Source organism: Ochrobactrum sp. WV_118_8 (genome assembly GCF_039631535.1).
In the GTDB taxonomy this organism is placed as follows: Bacteria; Pseudomonadota; Alphaproteobacteria; order Rhizobiales; family Rhizobiaceae; genus Brucella; species Brucella anthropi.
On record NZ_JBDIUZ010000001.1, the window covers coordinates 2,447,429 to 2,465,749 of the forward strand.

Genomic DNA, 18,321 nt, shown 5'->3' on the forward strand with positions numbered 1-18,321 from the left:
TATGGCTGATACTGCTCTCAAGACCGCTCTCAGGGCCACCGCAGCCCCGCGCGAAAGCAAGGCGCCTGCCGTCAACAGCCTCTCGGTCATCGTCCTCGGCATTGCCCTTGTGGGACTACTGGCAGCGCCCTTCATGGTCTACCCCATCTTCCTGATGAAGATGCTGTGCTTTGCGCTGTTCGCCTCTGCCTTCAACCTTCTGTTGGGCTATACCGGCATTCTGTCCTTCGGCCATGCAGCCTTCTTCGGCGGCGCGGCCTATATCACGGCCCATACGGTGAAAGTCTGGGGCGTCACGCCGGAATTCGGCCTCGTACTCGGCGTTCTCGCCGCAGCCGCCCTTGGCCTCGTCATCGGTTATCTCGCCATTCGCCGTCAGGGCATCTATTCGACGATGATTACGCTGGCATTGGCGCAGATGTTCTTCTTCTTCTGCCTGCAAGCCACCTTCACCCATGGCGAAGACGGATTGCAGGGTGTGCCGCGTGGATATCTCTTCGGCATCATCGACCTCAACCAGCCGATGAACATGTATTATTTCGTGCTGGCCGTGTTCGTTCTTGGCGTCTTCGTCATCTGGCGCATCATCAATTCGCCCTTCGGCATGATCCTGAAGTCGGTACGCGAAAACGAGAACCGCGCGGTTTCGCTCGGCTATTCCGTCAACCGCTACAAACTTGCAGCCTTCGTCATGTCGGCAGCACTCGCGGGTCTTGCAGGCGGCCTGAAGGCGCTTGTCTTCCAGTTTGCAACGCTGACCGATGTCGGCTGGCAGATGTCGGGCGAAGTGATCCTCATGACGCTTCTGGGCGGTATCGGAACACTCATAGGCCCCATCGTCGGCGCTGCCTTCGTCGTTGCGCTGCAGAACTATCTCGCAACATCCGACTTCCCGGTAACGATCGTGACGGGCGTCATCTTCATGGCATGCGTCCTCCTCTTCCGTAAGGGAATCGTAGGCGAGTTCTATGCATCGCGAATTGGAAAGAAACTCTTCGGCTAACCAACATTTCGGGAGCCGCACGCTCGTTCGATAGCGGCTCCGCCTTTTACTGGATATGAGATCATGACCGACACCTACGATTACATCGTGGTTGGCGCGGGCACGGCAGGTTGCGCCCTCGCGAACCGGCTTTCCGCAGACCAGAACCGCTCCGTGCTGCTGCTGGAGGCAGGCGGAAAGGACAATTACGCCTGGATCCACATCCCGGTCGGCTATCTCTATTGCATCGGCAATCCGCGCACCGACTGGTGCTTTACCACGGAGGCCGAACCGGGGCTGAACGGTCGTTCGCTCGGCTATCCGCGCGGCAAGGTATTGGGCGGCTGCTCCTCCATCAACGGCATGATCTATATGCGCGGTCAGGCCCGCGACTACGATCTGTGGCGTCAGGCCGGATGCGAAGGCTGGGGCTGGGACGATATCCTGCCACTCTTCAAGAAATCAGAAGATTATTTTGCAGGTGCCAGCGATCTGCATGGCTCGGGCGGCGAATGGCGCGTCGAGAGCGCTCGCCTGCACTGGGATATTCTGGATGCTTTCCGCGATGCAGCCGTCTCGGCGGGCATCCCCGCCACCGACGATTTCAATCGCGGCGACAATGAAGGCGTGTCCTATTTCAAGGTCAACCAGAAGCGCGGCATTCGCTGGAACACGGCCAAGGCCTTTCTGCGCCCGGCATTGGATCGCAAGAACCTCACCGTCGAAACCGGCGCGCATGTGCGCCGCATCGAGATCGAGGAGTTGCGCGCCACCGGCGTCACCTTCGACCAGAACGGCACCACCCGCACGGTGAAGGCAAAGCGTGAGGTCATTCTTGCTGCCGGTGCGGTCGGCTCGCCGCAAATTCTCGAATTGTCGGGCATCGGGCGCGGCGACGTGCTGCAGCAGGCGGGTATCCCGATCAAGCTGGAGCGCAGGCAACTCGGCGAAAACCTGCAGGATCACCTGCAATTGCGCTGCGCATACAAGGTCACCGGTATTCCGACGCTCAACGAAAAGGCAAGCAAGCTTGTCGGCAAGGCAATGATCGGGCTGGAATATCTGCTGCGCCGTTCGGGGCCTATGTCCATGGCGCCAAGCCAGCTCGGCGTCTTCACCCGCTCCGACCCGTCCTACGAGACCGCCAATCTGCAATATCACGTGCAGCCGCTCAGTCTGGAAAAATTCGGCGAGGCCGTGCACCCCTTCCCTGCCTTCACGGCAAGCGTTTGCAATCTGCGCCCTGATAGCCGCGGCTCGATCCACATCAAGTCACCGGATCATCGTTCACAACCGGCGATCAGGCCGAATTATCTCGCCACCGAAAGCGACCGCCGCGTTGCCGCCGACGCCATCCGCATCACGCGCCATATCGTGGCACAGGCTCCACTGCAGAAGTTCCGCCCGGAGGAGTTCAAGCCTGGCCCTGCTTACGAAACGCAGGAGCAGCTGGAAAAGGCGGCGGGCGATATCGGCACCACGATTTTCCATCCGGTCGGCACCTGCCGCATGGGGCAGGATGCGGAAGCAATCGTCGATCCGCGCCTGCGCTTCAATGGCATTGCGGGCCTGCGCGTGGCCGACGCCTCGGTCATGCCGACCATCACTTCCGGCAACACCAACTCGCCGACTCTCATGATCGCCGAGAAGGCCGCACAGATGATTATCGCCGATAACCGCTAGAACCAGATTTCCGAGTGCCCGGTCAGCGGAAATGGCAATCCGCTCACCGTCTCGTGAACGCAATTTCGGCATCATGGCTTCGACAAATTCTGAAATAATTTTCCTTGTTTATTGCCTGACAAAAGGGAATTATCGGCAACAAGGTGGGCAGGGGGAGAAAGATCATCTCAAAAGATCGCTTTCCGGGACCGGCTCTCCAAAGTTTTTAAACAAGGAAAACAAAATGTCGTCAGTCCTTTCCCGCTACACGCTGACCCGTCGCGCCGGTCTGAAAGCCCTTCTCTTCACCGCAGCCGCACTGACTGTCGGCTTCGCGTCGGCACCGAGCCACGCAGAAGACAAGACCATCAAGGTCGGCATCATGGGCGGTGAAGACGAAGACGTCTGGAAAGTCGTTGCCGAAGAAGGCAAGAAGCACGGCCTCAACATCGAGCGCGTGACCTTCAACGATTACAACCAGCCGAATGAAGCTCTGGAACGCAAGGAAATCGACGCCAACGCCTTCCAGCACAAGCCTTATCTCGATGAGCAGGTCAAGCAGCACGGCTACAAGATCAGCGTCGCCGGCTACACCGCCGTCTGGCCGATCGGCATCTATTCGCGCAAGCACAAGAGCCTTGACGAGCTGAAGGAAGGCGCTGTCGTCGGCGTGCCGAACGATCCGTCGAACGAAGGCCGCGCCCTTCGCGTTCTCGAAGAAAAAGGCCTCATCAAGCTGAAGCCGGATGCAGGCATTCTGGCCACGCCGATCGACATCGTCGAAAACCCGAAGAAGCTTGAGATCAAGGAACTCGACGCCGGTGTTGTCGGCCGTTCCATCGATGACCTCGATGCAGCCATCGTGAACAACGATTGGGCAGCAAAGGCAGGCCTCAAGAAGGAAGAGGCAATCGGCTGGGAATCGAAGGAAAACAACCCGTACAACAACTTCATCGCGGTCCGCACCGAAGATGAAAACGCCGAATGGGTGAAAAACCTCGTGGCTTCGTTCCAGAACGACGCCGTGAAGGCCGAAATCGACCGTGCCTACAAGGGCACCGGCATCCCGGCCTGGAAATAATCGCTTTTGAAGCTTGAAAGACCGCGCCGGAACCGTTTCCGGCGCGGCTTTTATTGACGTACCGACAAAAATTGCCCTAAAGCATCGCCACAGCAAAAGCTGATGGCTTGAGCGAGGCATCATCCTTCCTTGAACCTTAATAAAACAGCCGCTGTTCGCAGCGGCCTATCCAGACATAGAAGAAACGACCGTGACCATTGAAAAGCCACCCGCCACATCAGCGCCCATCGTCGAGATGAAAGACGTGCGCCGAATGTTCGGCGATACGGCAGCTATCAACGGCGTTTCGCTTTCCGTCGCGCGCGGCGAAATTCTCGGCATCATCGGTCGCAGCGGCGCGGGCAAGTCCACGCTGATCCGTTGCGTCAACGGCCTTGAAAAGCCGGATGCCGGTTCGATCCTGATCGAAGGTCGCGAAATCACTGGTCTTGGCGAAGACGCACTGCGCCCCTTGCGCCGCCGCATCGGCATGGTGTTCCAGCATTTCAATCTGCTTTCGGCCAAGACGGTTGCGGAAAACATCGCTTTGCCGCTGAAGATCGCGGGCAAGCCGAAGGCCGAACGCGCCAGGCGTGTTGCGGAACTTCTGGAACTGGTTGGCCTTTCCGACAAGGCAAAGCATTACCCAGCCCAGCTTTCCGGTGGTCAGAAACAGCGCGTCGGCATTGCCCGCGCCCTTGCTGCCGAACCGGCTGTGCTGCTTTCGGACGAAGCGACATCCGCGCTCGACCCGGAAACCACGCAGTCCATTCTCGCGCTGCTGAAAGACATCAACACCAAGCTCGGCCTTACCATCCTGCTCATCACGCATGAGATGGAAGTCATCCGCCGCATTGCCGACCGCGTCATCGTGCTCGACCACGGCGCTATCGCCGAGGAAGGTCCGGTCTGGAAAGTCTTTGCCAATCCGCAATCGCCCGTCACGCAAAGCATGTTGCAGGTGCTGACGCCGGAACTGCCTGCCGTCTGGCGCGACCAGCTGGAAAAATCCGGCGCCCTCGCCGTGCTGAAGGTAAAGCTGTCAGGCGCAGCCGCAAAAGGCGCTTTCTTCAACGATGTTTCCGCTGCCACCGGCGTGGCACCGCAGCTGATCCACGGCAGCATGGATACGATCCAGGGTGAGCCGGTCGGCACGCTCTTCATCGGCCTGCCCGCTGAGGACAAGGCGAAACTCGACGCCGCAATCACCTATCTCAACACCCATGCAGACGCCACGGAGGTACTCGGCTATGTCTCAGGCGATGCTTGATCTTCTCTGGCGCTCCTTCTGGGAGACCATCATCATGACCGGCTTTTCGAGCCTGATCTCGCTCGTCGTCGGTCTGCCGCTTGCCCTCATCATGATCCTGACTGAACGGGGTGGCCTCGCACAGAACCTGACGCTGAACACGATCCTCGGCGCCATCATCAATGGCTTCCGCTCGGTTCCGTTCATCATTCTGCTGGTGGCGCTCATTCCCGTCACGCGCTTCATCGTCGGCACGTCCATCGGCACATGGGCCTCCATCGTGCCGCTTTCCATTGCCGCTATTCCCTATTATGCGCGTATTGCGGAAGTGTCGTTGCGTGAAGTGGACCACGGCCTCATCGAAGCCGCGCGCTCCATGGGTGCAAACCGCTGGACCATCGTGCGCGAAGTGCTGGTTCCGGAAGCCCTGCCGGGCATCATCGCGGGCTTCACGGTCACGATCATCACTCTGGTCGGCGCATCGGCAATGGCGGGCGCCATCGGTGCTGGCGGTCTCGGCGATCTTGCCATTCGCTATGGCTATCAGCGCTTTGAGACGCAGATCATGATCGCAGTCGTGATCATCCTCATCATCATGGTTTGCGGCATCCAGTGGATCGGCGACCGGCTGGTGAGCCGTCTGGACAAGCGCAACCTGCGCGCCTGACCCTTTACTGGTCCGTTTATCTTTTCCTCTCGCGGAAACCCGCTTCCAGCGTGTTTCCGTCGGGATCGAAGACCAGTGCCGCGTAATAGCCCATCTCTTCCGGTCCCTGATAGCCCGGGCCGCCGCTATCCCTGCCGCCTGCCTTCAGCGCGGCCTCATGAAACGCCTCCACCGCCTCGCGGCTTCCGGCTGTAAACATCAGGTGCAGGCGGTCGCCGGGCTTGTCCTCGCCAGCGCCTGCACCATCGTGGCTGCCATGGATCCACAGAAACGGAACCGGCGCCCGCTCTCCCCCGCTGACGAAGAAACCGCTGCCTGATCGGGCAATGACCTCCAGGCCAAGTTCAGGCATGCAGCTTTCGTAAAAGGAAAGGCTGCGATTGACGTTACGGGCTTTGAATCCGATGTGATCGAAGAGCGACATAAGATTCAATATATCGCGGCCAACTATAAAGAAAAGCGGCGCTTTCGATTTTGGAAAACGCCGCTATCACTCTTCAATTCTTGATAATATCGAAGGTTATCCGCGTGTGCGGGCCAGACCGTCTTTTGCAGGCTGGTATTTCGGATCAAGCTGTACCGCGCGCGAATAGGAATTCGCAGCCTTGGCCTTGTCGCCATTGTGCTCGTAGACAAGCGCCTGATTGGCCCAGCTTTCCGCAATATTCTGATCGAGCGTAATGGCTGTGTTGAAATCATCGAAGGCATTGTCGTAGTCGCCGAGCGCCACATAGGAAATGCCGCGACCGTTATAAGGTTCCGGTGCCGTGGAATTGAGCGAAATTGCCTTGGAGAAATCCTCGATGGCCTGCTTGTGCTGGCCCTTGGCCTGATAGATCAGGCCGCGATTATGGTAAGCGCGACCGTCGGTGGTCTGCAGGGCAATAGCCTGATTGAAGTCGCTGAGCGCCTGATCAAGACGACCAGCCTGACGATAGACATTGCCGCGCCCGATATAGGCAGCGTCATATTGCGAATTAAGCTGGATGGCCTTGCTGTAATCCTGCACGGCCTTGGTGCTGTCGCCCATATAGCGATAGACCAGCGCGCGATTGGCATAGGCCTGATAGAAATTCGGGTTGAGCGCTATTGCCTGATCGAAATCGCGCAGCGCTTCCTTGTAGCGCCCGGACTTGCCATAGGCGGAACCACGCACATTGTAGCCTTCCGGATCGCGCGGATTGCTCTGGATCACGCTTGTCAGCGAACTGATGTTCTCGCTCGACCCCTGCGCCTTATCGACAGTGCTGAGTGCGGTGGTTGTGGAGCTTTGGCAGCCGGCAACGGTCAAAGCCAGAAGTGCGGTGGCAATGAGAAGGCCGTTTCGACCTGTTCCAGACGATTGCATCATCTTCAAGCGCGTGGGCAACGACTGCATTCCTTTCAGCTCGCATAGGGGCGCAAGGCCCTTCTGCCTCTTTTCCATCCCGTGCCAGCCCGGTTTGCGGGGCTAATTCATGCCGGGCTATTCTGTCTGTTACGGTATTATACTGGTCTCAACCAGCAGATAAAAACAGCAAAAAGGCGGCATATTCTTAAGCTTGGCTTGCCTTCGGATAACCCGCCTGACAGTTGAATATCCTAATTATTTGTTTTTACACATAATGGCGTGCAAGAAGTCCAGAAACTTTTCGTAACGCTGCATTAAAAATAGAGGCTCGAAGTTATGAAAATACATCTAGTGGTCTGATTCCGACGTTTGAAACGGGATTAATGTCGGACGGGTATCAAACGTCAAATTCAATCCACTAGCCGACATAAAATCGCTTCACACTGCGCGGGAAACAACCTCAAATATCTGAAGTCAAAACGTGCAAAATCCGGCGCAAGCTGAAGCCAGCACCGGAAAGCAAAAAAGGCGCTGTCCAGCAGCGCCTGTTTTCAAGGTCGATCAGCGAGCGCCCGGACGGCCGCCGATGAGGCCTTCACGCTGAGCGCGCTTACGGGCCAGCTTGCGTGCACGACGAACGGCTTCTGCCTTTTCGCGAGCGCGCTTTTCGGACGGCTTTTCATAGTGGCCGCGCATCTTCATTTCGCGGAAGATACCTTCGCGCTGCATCTTTTTCTTGAGAGCGCGGAGAGCCTGATCAACATTATTATCGCGGACGAGTACCTGCACGTGTATTCCCGTATCGGTTAGAATTTCGGTTAAGCCTGAGGCCGTTAGGGGGTCTTTTAACGATTTCAGCCGGTCTGACCGGCCGAGCAACGCCCAAAGGCTCCCAAGCTTCGCAACGGATACGCTGCAAATTGGTCGTGGCTAATACCAGAAAGAGCCTAGCCTGTCCACCTCAAGATGCAACTTTGCCCACCGGCTTGCGTGAAATACCGGCTTGCACACGAATTACTATGGCCGCAACCGCGCGAATAGGCTAAGCGGCACGCGTTTCCCGCATAATTCGGCCTCAATAGCTATGCATAGCATTTTGCCAGCAAACCGATAATGCCTCCTCTCAATTTATCCGATTCTCCCGATGCCCCTCCGCAAACGACTCGTTATCCAGTTCACAGGCTATGAAGGTCTGCACCCGAAAGCCGTCCGCGTGCGCCACGCGCAGGCCCTGAAGGATTTCGACCGCCTGTGGAAGGCAAAGACCAAGCTTCCGCCCATGACCGAGGGGCCTGACGATTGCGGCACAACCACTGCCGTCACCGTGGGCAATGGCTGGCAGACGGAAACCGAATTCTGCCAGTTCGGCACTGCGGATATTTTTGACGATTACGCCGCGCGCTCCACACCGAAGCGGATGCTGACCGGCTTTCACGCATTCCTGAACATCCTCTTCACCGGAACGCTGTGGCGCTATCTGACAACGAGCTGGCGCTTTGTCCTGTTTTTCCTTTGGCCGTTTCTGCTGTCGCTGGCGATTCTGGCTATCGCCGCCCTGCTCGCTTTCGCGCCAATGGCAACAGGCCTTTCCGCGCTGCATCTCTTGTGGTCGGTTCCACTTGCCGCCGTCGTCGCAACCCTGCTCGTGCGCAAACCCGGCGACCGGTTTTTCATGTCCTATCTGCTCGACGACTGGTCTGCGGCCTATGATCGTATCCACGGGCGCAACGAGAAGCTCAACCAGCGGCGCAAGGCTTTTGCCGAAGCCCTGAAGCAGAAGATCGAAGCCAGCAATGCCGATGAGGTCGTCATCGTTGCGCATAGTCTTGGCACGGTTCCGGCAGTGGAGGCGCTTGCCGACCTGCAGCGTGTGCGTCCCGATCTTCTGGCAAAACAGCCCGTGTCGCTGCTCGCCATCGGCTCATGCCTGATGATGATCGCTCTCCATCCCAAGGCGAAATCATTGCGCGAGGACGTGCGCGTAGTGATCGAGGAAAGCCCGGTCCTGTGGTCGGAATTCCAGGTGCTGACCGACATTATCCACTTCTACGGCTCGGACCCGGCCAAGGTTCTGAAGCTAGAGACCACCAACCCGCCGCTTATCAACCGCATCCGCTTCAAGAACGTGCACAGCGAAAACCGCTACAAGCGGTCGAAGGGCAATTTCTTCCTGATGCATCTGCTTTACATGCGCGGGGCGGAGAAGAAGAATTTCTACGATTTCGGCATGTTCCTGCACGGCCCGTTCTTCTTCCGCGATCTGATGACCGAACACAAAGGAAAAGCCGCCCCTCTCGATGAAGAAGGACGGCTTCCAGTTCGGCATAGCGAAGCGGCTTGAACTGCTTAAGCCTCCGGCGGCTCCACGACGGCAATCGTCAGCCAGGTGGCCGTCAGCGCAGGCTTCAGCGAGTTTTCGATTTCCAGCGTCACATCATAATGATTGACCACGCGACCTGACGGGCGGATATCCGCATCCGCCAGCTTGAAGCGGGCGCGCACGCGGGCGCCGGTCTTGACTGGCGACATGAAGCGCAGCTTGTCGAAGCCGTAATTGATGCCCATCGTAGCACCTTCCAGCATCGGAAGCGCTTCATAGGCCAGCGTCGAGAGCAGCGACAGCGTCAGGAAGCCATGCGCGATGGTGCCGCCAAACGGCGTTTCCTTGGCGGCGCGTTCCGGGTCGACATGGATGAACTGATGATCGTCGGTCGCATCCGCGAACTGGTTGATCATTTCCTGCGTGACTTCGCGCCACTCGGAACATCCGACTTCCGTGCCGATTGCCTCGCGCAACTGGTCGAGCGTGATTGCGTCTTTCATTCGCTGGCTATTCCTGCTGATGTGATTTGCCTTGTGTTTAACCCATAAAACTCAGGCGGCAACCAGAATTTCCCGTGCTATATCATCCCAGTGCGAGAAAACCCTATGCGCACCCCTGCCCGTCAATTTTTCGGCGTGCCCGGTATAAGTATGTCCGCCGCCCGTATAGCCGAATGCCGTCATGCCTGCTGCGATAGCGCCTTCGACACCGAAGGGAGAATCCTCGATCACCACGCAACGCGCCGGATCGATGCCCATCTTGTCGGCTGCAAACAGGAACAGGTCTGGCGCCGGCTTGCCGCGCTTGACCATGCTGGACGAGTAAACGGCATCGCCGAAATAATGGCTGATGCCGGTCTTTTCCAGGCTGAACGCGATACGCTCCGGCTGCGACGACGATGCCACGCAACGCTTTTGCGGCAGATCGCGCAGGAAGTTGGCAATGCCGATGGTTGGCTGCAGAGCCTCCGCGAACAGGATTTTCGTCTCGGGCCAGAACTGGCTCGTGGCCTCCTCCGGCAGACGGTGCCCGGTCATGTCCTCGATCATCTTCATGATATCGGCCTGCTTCATGCCGATGCCCTTGGCGACCGTTCCTTCCGGCAGCTTCATGCCGTGATTGGCATAGACCTGCTCGAAAGCCAGACAGGAAAGCGGCTCGCTATCGACAAGAACGCCGTCACAGTCGAAGATCACAAGATCGAAAGGGGATACGCTGCTCATTTTGGCTCCAGTGGCCCACTAAAGGGATGCATATTTTGTCGCGCAGTTTGGGGATGCGCGTCTGTCAGTGTTGATATAGAGACTGTTCATCCAATACGCATCTATAACAACATAAGCGTGACAAAATTACCGCGAAGAAGCGGCCTTGAAGTTTTGCGGAGAGTTTCATGACGACAAATGTGGCACTGGTAGGACTGGCGCGCGATCTCGCAGCGCGAGCGGAAACCGGCAAGCCGATCCGCATCGGTCTGATTGGCGCTGGCGAAATGGGCACCGACATCGTCACGCAGGTGGCGCGGATGCAGGGCATCGAAGTCGGCGCGCTCTCTGCCCGCAGACTGCCCAACACTTTCAAAGCTGTCCGCACCGCCTATGGCGACGAGGAAAACGCGCGAGAAGCCCGCACAGAATCCGCAATGACCAGCGCCATCGAAAACGGCAAGATTGCCGTCACCGATGACAATGACCTGATCCTTTCCAATCCGCTGCTCGATGTCATCATCGATGCGACCGGCATTCCGGAAGTGGGTGCCGAGACCGGCATCAAGGCCATCCAGAATGGCAAGCATCTCGTCATGATGAACGTCGAGGCGGATGTCACAATCGGGCCCTACCTCAAGGCCGAGGCCGACAAGCAGGGCGTGATCTATTCCCTTGGCGCGGGCGACGAGCCGTCATCCTGCATGGAACTGATCGAGTTCGTTTCCGCCATGGGGCACAAGGTCGTGGCCGCTGGCAAGGGCAAGAACAATCCGCTCAATTTCGACGCGATCCCAGACGATTATCAGGAAGAAGCCGACCGCCGGAACATGAATGTCCGCCTGCTGGTGGAATTCGTCGATGGTTCCAAAACCATGGTTGAAATGGCGGCCATCGCCAACGCCACCGGGCTTGTGCCCGACATTGCGGGCATGCACGGCCCCAAGGCAGCCATTGACGAGCTGAACCGCACTTTGATTCCGAAGGAAGAGGGCGGCGTGCTCAACAAATCGGGCGTGGTCGATTATTCCATCGGGCGCGGCGTATCGCCGGGCGTTTTCGTGATTGCCAAGATGGAGCATCCCCGCCTGGTCGAGCGCCTGGAAGACCTGAAGATGGGCAAAGGCCCTTACTTTACCTTCCATCGGCCTTTCCACCTCACCTCGCTGGAAGTGCCGCTCACCGTGGCGCGCGTCGTGCTGCACGGCAAGACCGACATGGTGCCGCTGCCAAAGCCTGTGGCGGAAGTCTGCGCCGTCGCCAAGAAGGATTTGCGTCCGGGCGATCATCTGGATGCCATCGGGCAATATTGCTACCGCTCGTGGATCATGGCGACGCCTGAAGCGCGTGCGGCCAAGGCCATCCCCTGCGGCCTGCTCCAGAACGGCACGGTCATCGCGCCGATCAGGAAGGGCGAACTCATCACCTATGCCAATGCGGCACCGCAGCCGGGCTCCAAGATCGCCGAACTGCGCGCGTTGCAGGACAAGATGATCTACGGCTGAAGCCCGATCAAAAACTCAAACAAAAAGGCGGCTCGAAGCCGCCTTTTTGTTTTCCAACCGGGCGCCCCGGCCTTATGAGATTCGGGGAAGTGGCGTGCCGAAAATGGTGAGGTTCGAGAACCGGAGCGGAGTGTACTTAACGTACATGAACACCGGAAGCGCAGAACCGCGCCATTTGCAGGCCGCCAGAACCCGAATATCGAAGGACTAGTGATCGAGGGCCTTCACAATACTCTCCACCATCTTCTTCGCATCGGCGAAGAGCATCATGGTGTTGTCGCGGAAGAACAGTTCGTTTTCCACGCCCGCGTAGCCGGAGCCCATGCCGCGCTTGATGAACAGAACCGTGCCAGCCTTGTCGACATCGAGGATCGGCATGCCGAAGATCGGTGACTTCGGATCGGTCTTCGCCGCCGGATTGGTGACGTCGTTCGCGCCGATCACGAAAGCCACATCGGCCTGCGCGAATTCCGAATTGATGTCTTCCAGCTCGAACACTTCATCGTAAGGCACGTTGGCCTCGGCCAGAAGCACGTTCATATGGCCCGGCATACGACCGGCCACCGGATGGATGGCATATTTGACTTCCACGCCTTCGGCCTTCAGCTTGTCAGCCATTTCGCGCAGCGCGTGCTGCGCCTGCGCCACAGCCATGCCATAGCCCGGCACGATGATGACCTTGGAAGCGTTCTTCATGATGAAGGCCGCATCGTCGGCAGAACCCTGCTTGACCGGGCGCTGTTCGACCTCGCCAGCCGGACCGCCGGACGTATCGCCGCCAAAGCCGCCGAGAATGACCGAGATGAACGAACGGTTCATGCCCTTACACATGATGTAGGACAGGATCGCGCCCGAAGAGCCGACCAGCGCGCCGGTGATGATCAGCGCCAGATTGCCGAGCGTGAAGCCGATGCCTGCCGCTGCCCAGCCCGAATAGGAATTGAGCATGGAGACCACGACCGGCATGTCTGCGCCGCCGATTGGCACGATGATCAGCACGCCGAACACCAGCGACAGAAGCACGATCAGCCAGAACACGAAATGGCTTTCGGTGTTCACCAGCACAACGACCAGCAACACGATGGCTGCGGCCAGAGCGGCGTTGATGACATGGCGTCCCGGCAGCATGATCGGCTTGCCCGACATGCGACCGTCAAGCTTGAGGAAGGCGATGATCGAGCCTGTGAAGGTGATTGCGCCGATAGCCACGCCCAGCGACATTTCGATCAGCGCCTGACCGTGGATCTGGCCCACTTCGCCGATACCGAAGGAATGCGGCGAGTAAATTGCGGCAGCGGCCACCAGAACGGCGGCAAGGCCGATCAACGAGTGGAACGCGGCAACAAGCTGCGGCATGGCCGTCATGGCGATGCGGCGGGCAATAACGGCACCGATACCGCCACCGATGGCAATACCGATGACGATCAGGACCAAACCGCCGAAGCTTGGACGCGCCAGCAGAAGCGTGGTGACGATGGAAATCGCCATACCGATCATGCCATACATATTGCCCTGACGGCTGGTCGTCGGATGCGACAGGCCGCGCAGCGCCAGAATGAACAACACGCCGGAAACGAGATAAAGGAAGGCTGCGAGATTAACGCTCATAATGGTTCAGCCTCACTTTTCTTTTTTCTTGTACATGGCGAGCATGCGCTGGGTGACCAGGAAGCCGCCAAAAATGTTGACGCTCGCCAGAATGAGCGCAATGAAACCGAAGCCGGTTGCCCAGCCCGAAAGCGAAAGGCCGACGGCCAGAAGCGCGCCCACCACGATCACCGATGAAATGGCGTTGGTAACGGCCATCAGCGGGGTGTGCAGCGCAGGCGTGACCGACCACACCACATAATAGCCGACGAAAATCGCCAGAATGAAAATCGCAAAGCGGAACACGAACGGATCGATCGCGCCGCCCGATGCGGCATGCGCGGCAGCCGCCGCAGCATCGCCCAGACCACCGGCGTTTTCCGCGGCCTGACGCACGGCGTCCACAGCCTGATTAAGGCCCTCAAGGGCTTTGTCGAGATTTGTATCGGCCATTATGCCTCTCCTCCATCAACTGGAGACTTGGGGGAAGACGTCGTCTTCGGCGCCTTTGCAGGTGCGTTTTTCGCAGGTTTGGCAGCTGCCTTCGGCGCCGCTGCCTTTGCTGCCGGTTTTTCCGCTTTCGGTTTCGGCGCGGCTTTTGGCTTGGCAGCCTTTTCAACAACAACCGGAGCCGGTGCTGTCTCAGCCTTGGCGAACGCCGGATGCAGGATCTTGCCCTGATGGGTCAGAAGCGTAGCCTTGACCAGCTCTTCTTCCGGGTCGATTTTCAGGACCTTGGCTTCCTTGTCGACCAGCGTTTCGACGAAGGCGATCAGGTTGCGTGCATAAAGCTGCGATGCGCTCGCGGCGATGCGGCCCGACACATTGAGGTGACCGACGATCCTGACACCGTTCACGTCAGCGATCTGACCCGCAACTGCGCCTTCGACATTGCCGCCGCGCTCGACCGCGAGATCGACCAGCACGGAACCCGGACGCATGGAAGCGACCATTTCCTTGGAAACCAGACGCGGCGCCGGACGCCCCGGAATGAGCGCCGTTGTGATGACGATATCCTGCTTGGCGATATGGTCGGCAACAAGTGCGGCCTGCTTCGCCTGATATTCCTTCGACATTTCCTTGGCGTAGCCGCCGGAAGTTTCCGCAGCCTTGAACTCTTCGTCCTCAACGGCGATGAACTTCGCGCCGAGCGAAGCGACCTGCTCCTTGGCGGCGGGGCGAACGTCGGTTGCCGTCACGACAGCACCGAGACGGCGCGCCGTTGCAATGGCCTGAAGACCGGCAACGCCTGCCCCCATTACAAACACCTTGGCGGCAGGCACGGTGCCCGCTGCCGTCATCATCATCGGCATGGCGCGGTCATAGACTTCCGCCGCATCGATCACCGCCTGATAACCGGCGAGATTGGCCTGCGACGACAAGACGTCCATCACCTGCGCACGGGTGATACGCGGCATGAACTCCATCGTGAAAGCCGAAATTCCGGCCTTGGCGAGTGCCGCCACGGCGTCTTCATGTCCGTAGGGATCAAGCATGGCGAAGAGCGCTGCGCCCGATTTATACCCTTTGAGTTCCGCGTCCGTCGGACGCCGCACCTTGAGCACCACATCCGCCGTTTTGGCATCCGCCACTGTGCCGATGCGGGCACCGGCTGCCGTAAACTCGGCATCGGGAATGCGCGATTTCTCGCCAGCGCCTTTTTCCACCACAACGTCGAAACCGAGCGCGATGAACTTCTTCACCGTCTCCGCCGACGCAGCAACGCGGGTCTCGCTGGGGTCACTCTCTTTCGGGATAAATAACGTCTGGGCCAAGCTGGTTTCCCTTTCGTGGCGTTCTTCCGGGGTTCCCCCGGTCAGGCGGCATTACGGGCTTCCGGGAAGAAGCCCTTTTAGAGCGCGTTTCGAACTGATTGAATCAGATCGAAACACGCTCTAACTATTGTTTTGTAACGCGCATCTGGTCCGAAAACCGTTTCACACTTTTCGGGATGCGCTCTAAAAATGAACTACAGACATGCATAAACCCTCGGCACGGTACCCCATGCCAAGGCATTCGATCAAATCGTGCGGGTTAATCCCGGTTCAGCACCAAAGCTGCATCGTGCGTCACCGGTTGGTCTCCATCCGGCAACGAAAGGATGCGCTAGAGGATGAACCAGGCAGCGACACAAACTAGAATGAAAAGAACGGTCGCAGAGAAGAAACCACCAGCAAAAAAGCCGAACGCCATGGCAATCATAAGGGCGACGAGCGCCACCGTGCCCCATTTAACCAGGCCCGTGAAACCGGCATAAGTTTTCTCATGCTCGGAATAATCCATCGGTGCGCCAAGTTCAGCCGGAGCCGTCGTATGATGTTCTGCCATTTTAGTTCCACCCATTCAGAATTTCCGCCCATACACCGTCATGTTAAGCGAAAATAACTGCAATCTTCAATGCGCGACCGAACAAACCGATGCTTTGACAGCAAGGCTTTTCGTCGCACCACCCTCTCTCCGCAGAAGCGGTTCCGCAATCTTCGTAAAGCGAAACCACCCCTCTGGCTACATTTAATTGTTTAATATCCGGCGATGTTTTTAGATTCTTATACGCCGAGGCCAGTATATTTCGCCGTCGGCAAAATCGTCAGCGGCACGGAACTGCTGCGCATGTCACCAAACATCGCATGGCGTTCATGCGGCTGCGACTTGAAAAACGGAAAGCGCACCGCCACCGCATCGCGAATATTGCGGATAGGTGCGGAACCAAGCCCGACCCTGATTCCATAGCCTTCATGTTCGCGCGCATCGGCCATGACAGAGGTGCCGAATATGCGCTTATAGAACGCCATATGTTCCGGCTTCACCGAGGCAAGACATTGATCTGCCGCGAAAAATTCGGATGCCATCGCCGCTATGCGCAGCGTGATATAGGGAATGGCCGGATATTCGCTCAATAGCTCGGGATCGGCGGCAAAACGGGTCGGATCGACAAAATGCATGCCGCTATTGAGCAGCGGATCAAGAATATCCGGGAACAATGCATAGCTCGTGCCGCGACGATGATCGGGCGTAATATGATGGATGCGCAGCGTGCTGACCAATTGCCCGTCCACATACACGCCATAGACGAAGGCATGGCTATCGCGGTCGATATCATCAACGATAGACGGCACTTCCGCCTCATGCATGACATTGCGCGTCCGGTAGGAACGGTAACGCAGACGGCCGATTTCCTCGAGGTCCTCCGCATGGACGATGCGGCGATATTCCACCCGGTCGAGAAACTGCAACAGCTGTCGCGCGAAATTGGACAATGGCGGTTTATCGCCTGTAACAGCTGTATTCGTCATGCAATCGATTTTCCGCACCCCACAAATCAGTGCGCAGAATATGCGCCTTTATCAGCGTGTAAAGATATAACTTTTTGCATTGCCTTTTTATTGCCCCATAAAAAACACTCCTTCGCCACAATTGGATTGTGCTTTTACACGTGACGAACGCGATAAAAATGCAAAATGGCCCCATCAGGGGCCATTTCACGAATTTGCCTTGATTTGAAAACGAGCCTTCAAAGCGCGTTGGCGATAGCCTGAAACGCATACATCGTTTCGTCCTTCATATCCTGCCCGTCGACATTGTAATTGGAATATGCCGAGGTCTTGGCAATGACGACACCTTTGGCAGGATTGACATAGATGAACTGCCCATAGATGCCAACGGCACTATAGTCGCCTTGCCAGTCAACCGGCGTCCACCACTGATAGCCATAACCGAACGGAATCTTGCCCAGTGCATCCTTGCGACCGGGCATCAGATAAGGCGCATCCGGCGTTACCGAATCGTGCACCCATTGCGCCGGCACAAGCTGCTCGCCCTTGAAGTTGCGACCCTCATTGAGATAGAGCAGGCCGAAACGTGCATAATCGCGAAGAACGGCGTTCATACCGGCCCCGGCAGCAGCTTCACCGGTGGGATCCACCGCCCAGTAGACATCGGCTTCCGCGCCAAGCTTTGACCAGAGTTTGTCTTTCAAATAATCCTGAAAACGAACACCAGTCGCGCCTTCCAGAACCAGCCCGAGCACATGCGTATCCGCCGACACATAGTGGCTGAGCGTTCCCTGGGGGCGTTCATTTTTCAGATGCGCGGTGAAATTTGTGATCGAGCCAGTCAGAAGTTCGACAGCATACCGAACGATATCGGAATTGAGATCACCATAGTTCTCGTTAAATCCGATGCCAGACGCCATCTGCAGCACGTTCTTGACCGTCACGCCCTTGTATCCGCCCTCGGCCAGCACCGGCGCATAGCGGTCGACCGGCTGGTTGATATCGATCAGACCGTCCCGAACGGCATTGCCGACAAGGAAGGAAACGACAGATTTCGACATGGAGAATGCGATGCTCTGGGTGGCCTCGGTATTCCCGTGATCATATTCCTCGTGGACGATCACGCCGTCTTTCAGAACAATGAAACCGGTCGTGCCGCCGCGCTTCAGCCAGTCGGAAATCTTGCGGGTCTCACCCTTGTAGACAAAAGTCTCCGGCAAGGGCCGCTCTTCTTTCGCCAACTGGCTGACTTCGCCCTCATGCGGGATTCGCACCGATGGATAGCGCCTGTAAACATTGCGGAAGTTTTCAAAAATTTCCGGCCCCCTGAACATCTGGGCATATTGATAGACCGCCCAGCTTTCGTGGATTTTCGTCCAGAAGACCGCAGTACCAACACCGGCAAGAACAACAAGCCCGATCAGTCCATATAAAGCATAGCGAAAAAATCGTTTCATCGCCTCCCCTTTAAATATTCAAATT

The 18,321-nt window shown here is 57.6% G+C and carries 18 protein-coding genes; 7 read left to right on the forward strand and 11 right to left on the reverse strand.

Going from position 1 to position 18,321, the window contains the following annotated elements:
- The first annotated feature begins 1 nt into the window (after position 1).
- The 5 genes from ABDF71_RS11820 (at position 2) to ABDF71_RS11840 (ending at position 5,620) form a co-directional block, all read left to right on the forward strand.
- Complete coding sequence (locus tag ABDF71_RS11820) at positions 2 to 1,003, forward strand: branched-chain amino acid ABC transporter permease (protein WP_151615413.1); 1,002 nt, start codon at positions 2 to 4, stop codon at positions 1,001 to 1,003.
- Positions 1,004 to 1,066: 63 nt separating this feature from the next.
- On the forward strand, positions 1,067 to 2,665 hold the full coding sequence (locus ABDF71_RS11825) for a GMC family oxidoreductase (protein WP_029929292.1): 1,599 nt from the start codon (positions 1,067 to 1,069) through the stop codon (positions 2,663 to 2,665).
- Positions 2,666 to 2,888: 223 nt separating this feature from the next.
- A complete protein-coding gene (locus tag ABDF71_RS11830) occupies positions 2,889 to 3,725 on the forward strand; it encodes a MetQ/NlpA family ABC transporter substrate-binding protein (protein ID WP_010659463.1) in 837 nt (278 codons plus the stop codon).
- A 190-nt stretch (positions 3,726 to 3,915) separates the two neighbouring features.
- The gene (locus ABDF71_RS11835; protein ID WP_010659462.1) at positions 3,916 to 4,974 is read left to right on the forward strand and encodes a methionine ABC transporter ATP-binding protein; all 1,059 of its coding nucleotides are present in this window, start codon (positions 3,916 to 3,918) and stop codon (positions 4,972 to 4,974) included.
- Positions 4,955 to 5,620, forward strand: coding sequence for a methionine ABC transporter permease (locus ABDF71_RS11840; RefSeq protein ID WP_010659461.1), 666 nt, complete (start codon positions 4,955 to 4,957; stop codon positions 5,618 to 5,620). The genes ABDF71_RS11835 and ABDF71_RS11840 overlap by 20 nt, the downstream gene beginning before the upstream one ends.
- A 16-nt stretch (positions 5,621 to 5,636) precedes the next feature.
- On the opposite strand, the gene ABDF71_RS11845 is transcribed toward ABDF71_RS11840, so the two are convergent.
- From ABDF71_RS11845 to rpsU, 3 genes are all read right to left on the reverse strand, one after another.
- Positions 5,637 to 6,044 carry a VOC family protein gene (locus ABDF71_RS11845; protein WP_010659460.1) on the reverse strand — a complete coding sequence of 136 codons (408 nt, stop codon included), beginning with the start codon at positions 6,042 to 6,044 and terminating at the stop codon, positions 5,637 to 5,639.
- 96 nt (positions 6,045 to 6,140) lie between these two features.
- The gene (locus tag ABDF71_RS11850; protein ID WP_500061579.1) at positions 6,141 to 6,998 is read right to left on the reverse strand and encodes a tetratricopeptide repeat protein; all 858 of its coding nucleotides are present in this window, start codon (positions 6,996 to 6,998) and stop codon (positions 6,141 to 6,143) included.
- A 513-nt stretch (positions 6,999 to 7,511) separates the two neighbouring features.
- Positions 7,512 to 7,739 carry a 30S ribosomal protein S21 gene (gene rpsU, locus ABDF71_RS11855; RefSeq protein WP_010659458.1) on the reverse strand — a complete coding sequence of 76 codons (228 nt, stop codon included), beginning with the start codon at positions 7,737 to 7,739 and terminating at the stop codon, positions 7,512 to 7,514.
- 355 nt (positions 7,740 to 8,094) lie between these two features.
- On the opposite strand from rpsU, the gene ABDF71_RS11860 reads away from it, so the two are divergent.
- Positions 8,095 to 9,291 (forward strand): alpha/beta hydrolase, encoded by a 1,197-nt coding sequence (locus tag ABDF71_RS11860; RefSeq protein WP_500061580.1) that lies wholly within the window; start codon positions 8,095 to 8,097, stop codon positions 9,289 to 9,291.
- Between the two features lie 5 nt (positions 9,292 to 9,296).
- On the opposite strand, the gene ABDF71_RS11865 is transcribed toward ABDF71_RS11860, so the two are convergent.
- Both ABDF71_RS11865 and ABDF71_RS11870 read right to left on the reverse strand, forming a co-directional pair.
- Complete coding sequence (locus tag ABDF71_RS11865; protein ID WP_010659456.1) at positions 9,297 to 9,773, reverse strand: MaoC family dehydratase; 477 nt, start codon at positions 9,771 to 9,773, stop codon at positions 9,297 to 9,299.
- A 51-nt stretch (positions 9,774 to 9,824) separates the two neighbouring features.
- Positions 9,825 to 10,496: an HAD family hydrolase gene (locus ABDF71_RS11870; RefSeq protein WP_012091465.1), complete on the reverse strand. Its 672-nt coding sequence runs from the start codon at positions 10,494 to 10,496 to the stop codon at positions 9,825 to 9,827.
- Positions 10,497 to 10,663: 167 nt separating this feature from the next.
- Here ABDF71_RS11870 and ABDF71_RS11875 point away from each other — a divergent pair, with 167 nt between their 5' ends.
- Complete coding sequence (locus ABDF71_RS11875) at positions 10,664 to 11,980, forward strand: 1-deoxy-D-ribulose 5-phosphate reductoisomerase (RefSeq protein ID WP_500061581.1); 1,317 nt, start codon at positions 10,664 to 10,666, stop codon at positions 11,978 to 11,980.
- A gap of 207 nt (positions 11,981 to 12,187) precedes the next feature.
- Here the strand turns inward: ABDF71_RS11875 and ABDF71_RS11880 are convergent, their stop codons facing one another.
- The 6 genes from ABDF71_RS11880 to ABDF71_RS11905 all read right to left on the reverse strand — a co-directional run bounded on the left by ABDF71_RS11880 (position 12,188) and on the right by ABDF71_RS11905 (position 18,296).
- On the reverse strand, positions 12,188 to 13,588 hold the full coding sequence (locus ABDF71_RS11880; RefSeq protein ID WP_010659453.1) for an NAD(P)(+) transhydrogenase (Re/Si-specific) subunit beta: 1,401 nt from the start codon (positions 13,586 to 13,588) through the stop codon (positions 12,188 to 12,190).
- A gap of 12 nt (positions 13,589 to 13,600) precedes the next feature.
- Entirely contained in the window at positions 13,601 to 14,020 is a 420-nt protein-coding gene (locus tag ABDF71_RS11885) for a proton-translocating transhydrogenase family protein (RefSeq protein ID WP_029929302.1), read from the reverse strand.
- Positions 14,020 to 15,342 carry a Re/Si-specific NAD(P)(+) transhydrogenase subunit alpha gene (locus ABDF71_RS11890; RefSeq protein ID WP_151615418.1) on the reverse strand — a complete coding sequence of 441 codons (1,323 nt, stop codon included), beginning with the start codon at positions 15,340 to 15,342 and terminating at the stop codon, positions 14,020 to 14,022. Before ABDF71_RS11890 ends, ABDF71_RS11885 begins: the two co-directional genes overlap by 1 nt.
- A gap of 331 nt (positions 15,343 to 15,673) precedes the next feature.
- Positions 15,674 to 15,895 carry an aa3-type cytochrome c oxidase subunit IV gene (locus ABDF71_RS11895; protein WP_010659450.1) on the reverse strand — a complete coding sequence of 74 codons (222 nt, stop codon included), beginning with the start codon at positions 15,893 to 15,895 and terminating at the stop codon, positions 15,674 to 15,676.
- A 218-nt stretch (positions 15,896 to 16,113) separates the two neighbouring features.
- Positions 16,114 to 16,860 carry an N-acyl amino acid synthase FeeM domain-containing protein gene (locus ABDF71_RS11900; RefSeq protein WP_010659449.1) on the reverse strand — a complete coding sequence of 249 codons (747 nt, stop codon included), beginning with the start codon at positions 16,858 to 16,860 and terminating at the stop codon, positions 16,114 to 16,116.
- Positions 16,861 to 17,078: 218 nt separating this feature from the next.
- Positions 17,079 to 18,296, reverse strand: coding sequence for a serine hydrolase domain-containing protein (locus ABDF71_RS11905; RefSeq protein WP_500061582.1), 1,218 nt, complete (start codon positions 18,294 to 18,296; stop codon positions 17,079 to 17,081).
- Positions 18,297 to 18,321: the final 25 nt, after the last annotated feature.